8 protein-coding genes are annotated in these 12,077 nt (G+C 73.5%); 5 read left to right on the top strand and 3 right to left on the bottom strand.

Annotation, left to right across the window (positions count from 1 at the left end):
- Nucleotides 1–151: 151 nt before the first annotated feature.
- Both ASD48_RS32710 and ASD48_RS32705 read right to left on the bottom strand, forming a co-directional pair.
- The gene (locus ASD48_RS32710; RefSeq protein ID WP_057605422.1) at nucleotides 152–892 is read right to left on the bottom strand and encodes a class I SAM-dependent methyltransferase; all 741 of its coding nucleotides are present in this window, start codon (nucleotides 890–892) and stop codon (nucleotides 152–154) included.
- Between the two features lie 61 nt (nucleotides 893–953).
- Nucleotides 954–1,661 (bottom strand): LuxR C-terminal-related transcriptional regulator, encoded by a 708-nt coding sequence (locus ASD48_RS32705; RefSeq protein ID WP_063887529.1) that lies wholly within the window; start codon nucleotides 1,659–1,661, stop codon nucleotides 954–956.
- Between the two features lie 369 nt (nucleotides 1,662–2,030).
- Between ASD48_RS32705 and ASD48_RS32700 the strand changes: the two genes are divergently transcribed.
- A complete protein-coding gene (locus ASD48_RS32700) occupies nucleotides 2,031–2,987 on the top strand; it encodes a hypothetical protein (RefSeq protein WP_057605421.1) in 957 nt (318 codons plus the stop codon).
- Nucleotides 2,988–3,110: 123 nt separating this feature from the next.
- Here the strand turns inward: ASD48_RS32700 and ASD48_RS32695 are convergent, their stop codons facing one another.
- Nucleotides 3,111–6,068 (bottom strand): AAA family ATPase, encoded by a 2,958-nt coding sequence (locus ASD48_RS32695; protein WP_057605420.1) that lies wholly within the window; start codon nucleotides 6,066–6,068, stop codon nucleotides 3,111–3,113.
- A gap of 228 nt (nucleotides 6,069–6,296) precedes the next feature.
- Here ASD48_RS32695 and ASD48_RS32690 point away from each other — a divergent pair, with 228 nt between their 5' ends.
- The 4 genes from ASD48_RS32690 (at nucleotide 6,297) to ASD48_RS32675 (ending at nucleotide 11,983) form a co-directional block, all read left to right on the top strand.
- On the top strand, nucleotides 6,297–9,317 hold the full coding sequence (locus ASD48_RS32690; protein WP_057605419.1) for a LuxR family transcriptional regulator: 3,021 nt from the start codon (nucleotides 6,297–6,299) through the stop codon (nucleotides 9,315–9,317).
- Between the two features lie 271 nt (nucleotides 9,318–9,588).
- The gene (locus ASD48_RS32685) at nucleotides 9,589–9,792 is read left to right on the top strand and encodes a cold-shock protein (protein WP_020125862.1); all 204 of its coding nucleotides are present in this window, start codon (nucleotides 9,589–9,591) and stop codon (nucleotides 9,790–9,792) included.
- A gap of 191 nt (nucleotides 9,793–9,983) precedes the next feature.
- Complete coding sequence (locus ASD48_RS32680) at nucleotides 9,984–11,399, top strand: DEAD/DEAH box helicase (RefSeq protein WP_057605418.1); 1,416 nt, start codon at nucleotides 9,984–9,986, stop codon at nucleotides 11,397–11,399.
- A 143-nt stretch (nucleotides 11,400–11,542) separates the two neighbouring features.
- On the top strand, nucleotides 11,543–11,983 hold the full coding sequence (locus tag ASD48_RS32675; protein WP_057605417.1) for an OsmC family protein: 441 nt from the start codon (nucleotides 11,543–11,545) through the stop codon (nucleotides 11,981–11,983).
- The last annotated feature ends 94 nt before the right edge of the window (nucleotides 11,984–12,077 follow it).

Below are 12,077 nucleotides of genomic sequence, written 5' to 3'. Positions count from 1 at the left end.
CAGCCAATCACCGATCCACCTCGCCGCACGCGTCGGGGCGAGTTCGGCAGGGAGGGCGGCGTGTCCGGTCGGCTCCGGCGAGGGGCGCGTCACGCCCCACACGGGGATGTGCGGTGTCAGGCCGTCACGCGCCACACGGAGATACGCGGTGTCAGGCCGGCTTGCGCCACACGGAGATGTGCTTCGTGGAGTCCTGGGTGAACGGTGCGCCGTCCCAGTCCGCGACGCGCCGTTCCAGTCCGAGTCCCGCGATCCGTGCCATCAGGTCGAGCTCCGCGGGCCATGCGTACCGGTGCCGGGAGTTTCCACGGCGGTAGCCGCCGTCGTCGGCGTCGCGGGTGAAGTGGTGCGAGACCAGGATCTGTTCGACCAGGTCGAAGGTGTCGAAGCCGAGATGGCGCTCCGAGACGTCGAACGGCACCGCGACCTGCCCGGGCGGCAGGAACCGCAGCGGCGGCACCCCCAGCTCGATGACGAAGCGGCCGCCGGGCGCCAGGTGCCGCGCGGCGTTGCGGAAGCACTCGACCTGCTCGTCCTGCGTGAGCAGGTTCGTGATGGTGTTGTAGACGAGATACACCAGGGCGAACTCGCCGGGCACGACGGTCGTGGCCATGTCCCCGACGGTGACCGGGAGGGTGTCCTCGTCGATCTTGCGCCGCAGGACCGCCGTCATGTGCTCGGACAGTTCGACGCCCACCACGGGCACGCCGCGTTCCCGGAGCGGGACACCCACGCGTCCGGTTCCGATGGCGAATTCCAGCGCCCTGCCGTCACCGGCGAGTTCGGCGAGGAAGTCGAGAGTCGGTCCGAGGACGGCGGCCGAGGACATCTCGCCCTCCTCGGCGTCGTAGCGGTCGGCGGTCGCGCGGGTCCACAGTTCGCTGCTCGTCACAAGCGGCCACTGTGCCGGGCGCGGCGGCGCGCTGTCGACGGGATTTCCCGCCGCCGGCAGCTCAGATCAGCCCGGCCCTGATGGCGTGCGAGACGGCGTGGGCGCGGTTGCGCGTCCGCAGCCGCTTCATCGCGCCGTAGAGGATGTAGCGCACCGTGCGTTCGGAATAGGAGAGTTCGATCGCGATCTCGTCGCACTGCTTTCCCTCGGCGATGAGGCGCAGCACGTCCACCTCGCGGGCGTTCAGCCGCGGCTCGGCCCGGCCCCGGGCGGCGACGACGTGGTGTTCCGCACGGTGTTCCGCCCGCTCGGGGCTGCTTGCCGGACACGCCGGAGCGAGCGGGGAAGAGAGCCGGGGGGAAAGCGATGAAGGGAGCGATGAAGGGAGCGGGGAAGGGAGCGGGCTCTCCGCACTGCCGGCCACCGCGCGCACCGACCGGGCGAAGACGTCCGGGCTGCAGAAGTCCCACCACACCACGGCGCGGACGCCACGCTTCTGCGCAGCCGCCAGGTCGGCCCGCCACTTCTTGCCCACCACCACGAGGAAGCGTGCGCCCGGCTTGTCGCACAGACGGCGCAGCAGGTCCAGGGCGGAGGCGTCCGCCACGTCCACGGCGACCACGATGGCGTCGGCCTCCCCGATCCTGTCCCGCGGCAGTTCGTGCAGACGCGGGTCCAGCGCGACGAAGCCGGCCAGTCCGGCACGGACCAAGGGGGCGGGCGCGTGGATCGCCACGCGCACGGTCTCGTCGCGTACGTGCCGAGGCATGCGCGCCCTCCCCACATCACACAGGTTTTCCACGAGTCCGGAAGGGCGATGCTGCCACCCGGGAGGGCCGGAGCTCCGCGCCAGGAGCCCTACGCCCGCCGACCGAGGGAAACCTGGCGCGAGCGGCCGCCCGTCGTCCCTGTACGGACCGGCAAGGTTCGCGGCCGCGCCTTCCACCGGAAGGGGAGAAAGCACCACGATGGCGTGGGAGACGCGTTTCGACGCCTCCCACGGCTGCCGGTCGATCGGCGGCGGCATTTCCCCCGGGTACCACCGGGCCCCTGGCGATGCGCCCACGGAGCACCGCGGGCGGCGTCGCCGCAGAGCCGGTGACCAGTTCTGGCAACTTCTAGTGACAAAGGTGGCCGCATGATCGCGTCCATTGTCCCGTCCGTGGTGCTCCTCCTGGTGGTGCTCGGGGCCGCCGCATGGATGCTGCGCAGACGCAGACGCGACTCCTTGACCGGACAGGTCCGTACCGCGAGACCGAGCGCCCACCGCAAGGAACTCGAGACGGTCGCCCTGGGCCTGCGGGCCGTGGCCGAGGGGCGGGCGCACAGCGCACGCCCGCTGCCCGAGGTGCATGCGGTCATCCACTCGGGTCAGCGGCTGACGTTGCTGCTCGCCGGCGCCGACACCCCCGCGCCCGCGCCATGGACCGCGGACATCTCGGGCAAGGAGTGGTGGGTGGAACCGAAGGACCTGACGAGTCCGGGAAAGACGAGTCCGGGAAACGGGGGCGCCGAGACGGCGCATCCCTACTCCCTGGCCGTCACCCTCGGCCGCCATCGGGGCGACCGGGTGCTCGTCGACCTCTCGCTGCTGTCGGGGGCGATAGCCCTGACGGGTGAGGACAACGATGTCCGGTCCCTGGCGCAGGCCCTCGTCACCGAACTGATCGCGGGACCGGTCGGGTCGCTCGCCACGGTCGTCCTGGTGGGCTCGGCGGCCACTCCTTCGGTCACCGACGGACTGGGCGCGAGGTCGGCCCGGCTGCGCGCCGCGGCCACCCGGGACGAGGCCCTGGCCTGCCGGGAGAGCCTGCCGACGGGTTCCGACCGGCGATCGCCGGCCCCGCAGACCTCGCAGCCGGACAGCGTCGCCCGGGTGGCCGCCTGGACACACGCCCGCCGCCTCTTCGTGGTGACCGCCGCCCAGTTCCGCGACGAGAACTGGCGGGACGCCGCGCTGAGCGGCACCGACGCGCTCCTGGTGCTCGGCTACATCGGCGACGCCGACTGGAACTTCCAGGTGAACGCCGACGGCTCGATGGACACCGGCCGTCTCGGCCTGCCCATCGACACCCACGCCGCCCGCCTCGTCTGACCCGCGGACCCGAGAGCGGGCGTCTCCGGCGCGCGGCGTCCCCGCGCCATCAGGCACCCGGCCGCAGACACCCGGCCGGGCGATACCCGGCCGGTCTGCCGCGGTCGGTCGGCGTACCGCGCGTCAGTGTCGGCTCGACGGTGTCGCGGGGCCGGGGACGGGAGCGGGGAGCGAACCGTCGGCCGCGCCGCGCGCGCCGTCCGGCGCCAGGTCGCGGCGGATGAGGCTGCCGTCCAGCCAGGCCGCCGCCAGCTCCACCCGGGAGCGGCAGCCGGTGCGCTGGAACAGCCGCGTCAGCCGCCGCTCCACCGTCTTCTCGCTCCACACGAGCCGTGCCGCGATCTGCCGGTTGGTCGCCCCACGGCTGACCAGCGTGGTCAGCTCGATGTCCGCCTCGCTCCACTCGTCCCTGGCCGGGCGCACCCGCGGCAGGACGAGGGTCCGGCGCCGTGTCATATGGCCGAGCGACGTACGGGTGGCGCGCCCGATGCCCAGTGCCTGCGCGCCGCGCGTGGCCTCGGCCAGCCATCGTGCGGAGTTGTCCCCGATCTCCGCCAGGCCCAGATGGCAGAGCAGTTCCAGGTATGCGTCGCCCCGTCGGCGCACCGCCCGGAGAGCGGCCAGCGCGCTGTCCACGTCGCGGCGCACCACGCCCCGGCCGAGGAGCACCGCCTCGCGCGTCATGGGGGAGCCCACCTCCTCGTCCAGCGCCTCCAGTTCGTCCAGCGCCCGCTCCATCGCCCGCGGCAAGGCCTCCAGCAGAGCGAACGACAGATACCGCACCAGCACCTTCTCGACGCCCGAGCGCAGGCCGCTCGGCCGAGCCCGCCGCACCTCGTCGAGCGCCCCCTCCATCGCCTCCTCCCCCTGGCCCGACCAGTACCGCACGCCCAGCCTCGCCCAGACGACGAGCGGGTGGGTCACGGTGCCGGGGACCAGCTCCAGCCACGCCCGTGCGTGCCCCAACTCCCCGCGCGCGCAGTGGATGTCGGCCGCGAGCGCCCGGGCGGGCTGCGCGGGGCCGGCCTCGACGCCGCGGGTCCGGCTGCGCGCCTCGATCCGGCGGGCGGACACCAGCGCGCGGTCCCAGTCCCCTTGCAGATACACGCGCACCATGCCGTGGTACAGCGCGGCGGTGCTGTTCCCCGCCCCCGGGTAGCGGTCCCCGAGCACGGAGGCCAGGGCACCGGCCAGGTCCGCGTGCGCGGTCGCGTTCCGGAGCCGGTCCAGGGTCCGTACGCCGTCCGGACCGGGTGGCAGGACGTCCGACACCCCGGCACGGCCGCCCGCGGCCCCGGCCAGCAGCCGTAGTTCCGCCGCGGAGGGCAGTGGCCCGGACCCCGGCCGGGGTCCGGCCGTGGCAGGCTCGCGAGGGGCCTGAGCACCCGGACCGGGCGTCACCGGGCCGAGCCCGTACGGACCGACGAGCGCCCCGAAGCCGGCCAGGGCGGACGCGTGCTCCACCGCCGCACGGCCTCGGGGACCGCCGTCGAGCTCGCACAGCGGCCACCGGTGCTCGTGCAGGGCCGCCAGCGCCCACACCCCGACGACGTGGTCCAGCCGTTCCTGGTCCGGTGCTCCGGTGGCGTGCTCAAGCCGTTCCCGGTCGGGTCCTCCGGTGGTGTGCTCCAGCCCGTCCCGGTCCTGTTCGGCGGAGGGTGCGGCCAGGCAGGCGAACAGGGGTTCGCCCAGGGCCAGCGCGCCGGGGTGATCGGCGTGGCGCAGGCTCAGCTCGGCGGACTCACGCAGGACGCCGGGGGTTCTGCGGTCGTGCGGCGGAAGGCGGCGCAGCGCCGAGGAGTAGGCGCGGACCGATCGTGACCAGTCGGACCTGGCGTCCGTGCGGGCCGCCGCCAGCAGCACGTCCACCGCGAGGGCGTCGTCCAGCTCGGCCCCGGCGGCGGCCACGTGATCGGCCAGCCGGGGGCAGCCGCCCCCCGCCGTCTCCGCACCCAGCCGATCGGTCAGCGATCGGGTGATCAGGGCGTGCAGCGACGCCACGGAATGACGCGTGGGCAGCTCGCGCAGCGCCGCCGCGAGGGCCGGAACGGCGAACGCGATGCGGCGGTCCTCGTCCACGGTGAGGATCCCGTCCGCGACCAGCGGGGTCAGTGCGCGGTCGACGAGGCCCGCCCGGCGTGGCCCGCCGGGCTTCAGGCGGTGCAGATCGTCGAGCCGTATCTCGGCGTGCTCGAGGTTGCGGGCCACCGCGGCCGCCGCGTCCAGGGCCGTGACGTCCGGGGGACCGGCCGGCCAGCAGAGCCTGCCCAGTCGCGCCACATCCGTGGTGAGCCGCAGCGCGTGTTCCGGCTCGGTCAGGCACAGATGACCGTCGAGCTCCAGGAAGTCGCCGCGCTCCGCCATCGAGTCGAGCACCGACAGCACGGCCTCGGGGGTGCCCGCCATCGGACCCAACGCCCCCACCACCGCCGTCACCAGGGCCGGTTCGACCGGGCGGCCGAGGCGCCGCACCACGAGGGCCCGCACGTCGGCGGGGCGCAGCGGCGGCAGGTCGAGCAGCCGGTCGGCCGCCGCGGTGAGTTGGCGGACACCCTCGTCTCCGGGGCGGGCGGGCCGGCCCGCCAGCACCATCGGCACTCCGGCCGGGCGGAAGACGCGCAGCAGCAGGCCGAGAGCGGACGCGGTCGGTGACGGCATCCGCTCGACGTCGTCGATCATCAGCGCGAAGGGGAGGTGACGGGCCGCGTCCGCGATCACCTCGCCGAGGACGGACAGCAGGGCCAACTCGCCGCCACGGCCGCTGTTGCGCAGCCGGGTCCTGCGGACGGCTCCGGTGCGGGCCGGGCTCCAGCGGTCGTGGGCCTGGGCCAGCACTTGGTGGACGCCTTCGGCGAGGGCGGCCGCGCCGGGCGCGTGCGCACCGTCGTGACAGCGCAGCCGCAGGACCCTGGCGCCTTGCCCGACCACCGTTCGGCGGGCCTGTTCCAGCACGGCCGTCTTGCCGCTGCCGGCTCCGCCGGCGATCAGCAGGGTGCGCGCCGAAGCGCCGGTGGACAGCAGGGTGTCGGCGACTTCCCGGATCTCGCCGTCCCTGCCGACGACAGGCCCGCGCTTCGGCACGCCCCCCTCCTCCCGGTCCGGTACTGCGGTGAACGGCCGACCGGAGCAGGAACGTTCGTGGCGCGGTGCTTCCGGAGCCCGCTGCCCGACACGACATGATCATACGGAAATAGCCATAATGGTGCGCAGCGTTGACGGCCCGGCCGCGGGGCCCGCCGGAGACGCTCGACGCGGTCGGGTCCGGTGCCACCCGCCTCGCCCATGTCGTCGAAGAGAACGCGGTGGACCATGACTGCTCCGTCCGAGAGCCCCTGGCTCGTCCACGGGGGCACGGCCGCGAGCCTCGACCGCACGGCCGGCTGCCCGGTCGGGCGCGAACGGGAGTCGGACGAGGTCCACGACCGCCTCAGGGATCCGGCCGGACCGCGCACGGTGCTCGTCCGGGGCGAACGAGGAGCCGGGCGCAGCGCGTTCCTGCACGCCCTCGGCGAACGGCTGCGCGCCGAAGGGACACCCGTGCTCGCGGTGGACTGCGTCCCGGGCGACGACACACGGCCGCTGCTGCTCGCGCTGCGGCTGGTCATGGCGCTGGAGGAGCATCTCGCCGGCGCGGCACACCACCGCGCGGCGAAGCCGTCCACCGAGGCGCTGCACGCGGCCGAGCGGCGCGACGGGACCGCGATGGCGGCACTGCTGCGGGCCGCTCTGACGCGGTCCGCGCCCGTGGTCGTGGAGTTGGACGACCTTCACCTCGCCGACGCGGACTCGCTGGCGGTGCTCCGCTGGACCGACTTCGCGCGGGTGCCGTCCGCGGTCCGGCTGCTGGCCTCCGCGGTGGGACGCGGTCAGCGGAGCGCCTCCTGCCGGCTCGGGGACGAGGCGGCACCCGGTGCCCGCGGCGGCGCCGACGACAAGGGCGGGACACCGTCGCGCCACGGTGCCGTCGGCGCCCTGGAACGGCAGGGAGACATCCCGTGGGCGCACACGGTCGTGCTGCCCCGTCTCGGGCCGGACGAGACGACCGCGATGGTGGCCGGGCGGTTGCGGGCGACACCCGACAGGGGCCTGTCCCGGCGGGTACGGGAGTTGACGTACGGGGTCCCCGGCGCGATCGACGCCCTGCTCACCGGGTGGACCCGGGAAGGGGCGATCCGGGTCGCCGACGGCCACGCCTTCATCGGGGTGCGGACACCGACACCGGTGCTGCCGGACGGCGACCGGTTCGTCGGAGCGCTCGACGCGCTGAGCGAGCCGGGCCGCGCGGTGGCCGGGGCGCTGAGCATCCTGTGGCCGCTCGGCGGGCGGGCCGCGGAGCTGATCGCCGCTGCGACCGGACTGTCCGCCGAGACGGTCGCCGACGCCGTCCGTGAACTGATCGACGCGGAGATCGTCGACGCCGGGCCCGGGGTCGACGGTGCCGCGGCGGGCGGATGGACGTTCGCCGTCGCGCTGACGGCACACGCCGTCCGCGAACGGCTGGGGCCGCTGGAACGCAGTCGGCTGTCCGCCACGGCGGTGGAGGCGGTGTGGGCGGACCGGGACGCGGCGGGCATCGCGTGCGAGGAGGTACCACCGGCGGTGGCGCTGTCCGACGAGGCGGACGCGGTGGCCTACCTGGCGGACCGGGTCGCGGAGGCCGGACACCTCGTCGACCGCGACCGTGCGGTCCAGGAGTTGACGGCCGCCGCGCAGCGGCTGCACCCCGACTCCGAGGGCAGGGGAGTGCTCCGGTGGTGCCGGGCGGCCGGCAATCTCGTCGAGCGGCCCGAGGACCGCGTCCCGGCCCTGCAGCGGTACGCCAAGGCCGCCTACCAGGCGGGGGACTACCGGACCGCACGGACCATCGCCGAGTCGATCCTGCGCGACCGGGCGGACGTGCTGGACATCCATGCGCTGCAGGACACCGCGAACCTCTGCACGGCGGCCACCGCCAACGACTCGGACTGGCGCGCGCTGTCCCGGCTGGCCACGGCGCGGTGGTGGGACGAACTGCGGCTGCCGGACCTGGTTTCGGTGACCGGCCGGGCGCTGGCCCTGTGCGGGCTGGCGAGGTGGCAGGAGGCGCTGGACCTGCTGGACCGGACGGAAGGGGTGTGGGCCACCGACGTCCGCGGACGGGTGAAGCCCGCGTACTTCCGGGCCGTGGCGGAGATGGTGCTGGGCCGGCCGGAGCGGTTCAGACGCGCGCTGGCCCTCTCCGAGGCCCCGAACCTCGGTGCCGAGCACGTGTACGCGTTGGCCACGACGATGTTCGACGAACTGCTCGGCGGCCGGGACCTGCACGCGGCGGAAGACCTGCTGGCCGCCCAGGGCCTGACCCCCGAACGGCTGTACCCGCACAGCGTGTTCCTCTGGCGCCACCTTCGGGGCCGCTGGGACGAGGCGTTGGAGCCGGCCCGCTGGATGCTGGCGAACAACCGGATGCACACGCCCGCGGCGGACGGCTGCCTGATTCCCGCCCGCACCGCGGAGATTCTCCTGGCCCGGGGCCGCACCACCAGCGCCCGCCGCCTCCTCGACAGTGTGCGCGACCGGGGCGAGGGCCGTCCGGAGTACTCACTGGACGCTGTGGAGGCCCAGGTGCAGCGGGTCCTCGGCGATCCGGACGGGGCCGAGAAGACGCTGCGGCGCGGCCTGGACGCGGCGGACGCCCACGGACACGTCGCCGGCGTCGACGAGCTGTGGGCCGCCCTCGCCGAGGTCTACGCGGATACGGGACACACCGCAGAGGCGGTCACGTGTCTGGAACGCCTGGAGCGGATCTCCGACCGGACGGGCGGCGGACGGACGAGACTGAGATTCCTGCTCGCGTCGGCCCGCGTGCTGCGGCAGGACTCTCCCGGCAGCGCCCGGGACGGCCTGCGGGAGGCGGTGGACCTGGCGCGCTCGCGCAGCCAGCCGTACGAGACGGCCGTCACCCTCGTCGCCGCGGCCGGGGCCGGCGCGGGGCCGCCCACGCTGCTGCACGAGGCGTACGAACTGTTCGGGGGGACCGGCTCCGCGCTGTCGCGCTTCCGCACCAGGGCGGCCATGCGGGAGGCCGGAATCACCGTCCCGGGGCGCGCCCGGGCCACCGCCGAGAACGAGCGGCTGCTCGCGACCCTGATCGCCGAAGGGCTCACCAACCGCCAGATCGCCACGGTGCTGCGGCTCAGCGAGGACGCGGTGGCCAACCGCCTGTCCCGGCTGTTCGCACGCACCGGACTGCGGTCGCGCACCGAGGTGGTCACCGCCGTGCTCACCGGCCGGCCCGACCGCCGGCTCGCGCTCGGGCCATGGTCGAGTTCGTCTGCGGCGCACCTTGTGTAATCTGAAAATTAACCTTTCGCGTGTATTTGACTTCGTACAGGCTTGCGCGCCCGATCCGGTGCCGCGTGGGCGAAAGGTAGTGCGGTTGTATGTACCGTGCTAGGCTTCAAGCTAGTTGCAGTTGTGGTTCCCGAAACTTCAAGTGCCTCGGCGGCTGTCTGTCGCCGGGCATTTTTGTATCTCCGGTGCTTATCCGGACGGGGTTCATTGTGGCAACGCATGGGGTTCACACGGTGTGGACCTCTGGGCACTGCCCCGAAGGAGATGTGACATGGCTACTGGCACCGTCAAGTGGTTCAACTCGGAAAAGGGATTCGGTTTCATCGAGCAGGACGGCGGCGGCCCCGACGTTTTCGCTCACTACTCGAACATCGCCACCCAGGGCTTCCGTGAGCTTCAGGAAGGCCAGAAGGTGAACTTCGACGTCACGCAGGGCCAGAAGGGCCCGCAGGCGGAGAACATCACGCCCGCCTGACGCGAAAGCGTATGAGGCAGCTGGGGCCCGCACCACGTGGTGCGGGCCCCAGCTTGCTGCTTTCCAGGGATTCCGAAGATTCTCATGGAATTCTTTCAGTCTCATTTTCGGCTCGTGCTTGCAATTCATCCGGCTCATTGTCACTCCCGCCGGGAATTCCTCGATGCGTGCCCCTCGAGGAAGGTTCTCCGTTGAACCGATCAGCTCGCACCAATGACCGTTCCGAGTTCGCGCTCCCGGTCACCGTCACCCCCGCACTCCCGGCCGCCGCGACCTTCGGCGAACTGGACATGCCCGCCGAGTTGCTGGAGCTGCTCGCCGGGCACGGCCTGACCGAGCCGTTCCCGATCCAGGCCGCCACGCTGCCGAACGCGCTCGCGGGCCGCGATGTCCTGGGCCGTGGCCGCACCGGCTCGGGCAAGACGCTCGCCTTCGGTCTGGCGCTCCTGGTGCGCACGGCAGGCCGGCGTGCCGAGCCCCGGAAGCCGCTGGCCCTGGTCCTGGTCCCCACCCGCGAGCTGGCCCAGCAGGTGAGCGACGCGCTCACCCCGTACGCCCGGCTGCTGAAGCTGCGGCTGACCACCGTGGTCGGCGGCATGTCGATCGGCAGGCAGGCCGGCGCGCTGCGGACCGGCGCCGAGGTGGTCGTCGCGACGCCCGGCCGCCTCACGGATCTCGTCGAGCGCAAGGACTGCCGCCTGGACCGGGTGGACATCACCGTCCTCGACGAGGCCGACCAGATGGCCGACATGGGCTTCATGCCGCAGGTCACCGAGCTGCTCGACCAGGTACGCCCCGACGGCCAGCGCATGCTGTTCTCGGCCACGCTCGACAGCAACATCGACCTCCTGGTCCGTCGCTACCTCCATGACCCGGTGGTCCACTCGGTCGACCCGTCGGCCGGTGCGGTCACCACGATGGAGCACCACGTCCTTCAGGTGCACGGCGCCGACAAGTACGCCACCGCCACCGAGATCGCCGCCCGCGACGGGCGCGTGCTCATGTTCCTGGACACCAAGCACGCCGTGGACCAGTTCACCCGGCACCTGCTGGGCAGTGGCGTCCGCGCCGCCGCACTGCACGGCGGCAAGTCGCAGCCCCAGCGCAACCACACCCTGGCCCAGTTCAAGGACGGCCGGGTCACGGTGCTGGTGGCGACCAACGTCGCGGCCCGCGGCATCCACATCGACAACCTCGACCTCGTCGTCAACGTCGACCCGCCCGCCGACCACAAGGACTACCTGCACCGCGGCGGCCGTACGGCACGCGCCGGCGAGTCCGGCAGCGTCGTCACGCTGGTCACACACAGCCAGCGCCGGGACATGGCCCGTCTGCTGTCCGACGCGGGCATCCGGGCGCAGATCACACCGATCCGCTCCGGCGAGGCCGAACTGAGCCGCATCACCGGTGCCCAGGCCCCCTCCGGCGTCCCCATCGGCGGCAACGGGCCGGCCGCCGCGGAGCGTCCGACGCGCGGCGGCGCTCCCTTCCGCGGTATGGGCACCCGCCCGGGGCGGCCCGGCCGCGCCGGCGAGTCCCGCAAGGCGGCCGATGCCCGCAAGGCCGCCGAGGCCCGTGCGGCCGCCCGGGTGCGCCGGGGCGCCTAGGGCTGTGGACGGAAAGGTTTACCGGAAAGCTCGCGGCGTCCGGTGCGCCTTGCCGGTCGCAGCACTAGCCGATGTCGGGCCGGGACGCCGACGCCTGTGCTGCCGGCGTGGCGTGCCGGTGGCACGGCACTAATGTCGTCGGCATGAGCGAAGACTCCCAGCGCCTCGTCACCATCGAGCGGACCGGCGCCGGCCGGTTCACCGCGACGAACGTCCGCGGTGGCACGATCGGCTTCGGTACCGGCTCCGATTCCGACGGCGGCACCGACTTCACCCCGGTCGAACTCCTGCTCGCGGCCATCGGCGGCTGCACCGCCGCCGACGTCGACGTGGCCACCGGCCGGCACGTCGAGCCCGCCGAGTTCACCGTCACCGTGACCGGCGAAAAGGTCGGCGACGAGTTCGGCAACCGGATGACCGACCTCGCGGTGACCTTCTCCGTCCGCTTCCCCGAGGGCGCCTCCGGCGACCGGGCGCGCGCGATCCTGCCCCGGGCGGTCGCGGTCTCCCACGACCGGCAGTGCACCGTCAGCCGCACCGTCGAGATCGGCACTCCCGTCACCGTGACGGTCACGGACGGCTGACCACGTGACGGACGGCTGACCGCGCCGCGACACCGCCGACGCGTTCTCTGCGGGCCGGTGACAAGCGTGCCGTCGCGTGCTGCGTTCTTGTGAG

The organism is Streptomyces sp. Root1310, assembly GCF_001426425.1.
Classification (GTDB): domain Bacteria; phylum Actinomycetota; class Actinomycetes; order Streptomycetales; family Streptomycetaceae; genus Streptomyces.
Note: the sequence above shows the minus strand (reverse complement) of the source record. Positions and strands in the feature narration are given on the sequence as shown.

Excerpts from the sequence above, each read along its gene's own strand:
- ASD48_RS32705 (WP_063887529.1), bottom strand. The coding sequence starts at position 1,661 with ATGCCTCGGCACGTACGCGACGAGACCGTGCGCGTGGCGATCCACGCG.
- ASD48_RS32700 (WP_057605421.1), top strand. The coding sequence starts at position 2,031 with ATGATCGCGTCCATTGTCCCGTCCGTGGTGCTCCTCCTGGTGGTGCTC.
- ASD48_RS32690 (WP_057605419.1), top strand. The coding sequence starts at position 6,297 with ATGACTGCTCCGTCCGAGAGCCCCTGGCTCGTCCACGGGGGCACGGCC.
- ASD48_RS32685 (WP_020125862.1), top strand. The coding sequence starts at position 9,589 with ATGGCTACTGGCACCGTCAAGTGGTTCAACTCGGAAAAGGGATTCGGT.
- ASD48_RS32675 (WP_057605417.1), top strand. The coding sequence starts at position 11,543 with ATGAGCGAAGACTCCCAGCGCCTCGTCACCATCGAGCGGACCGGCGCC.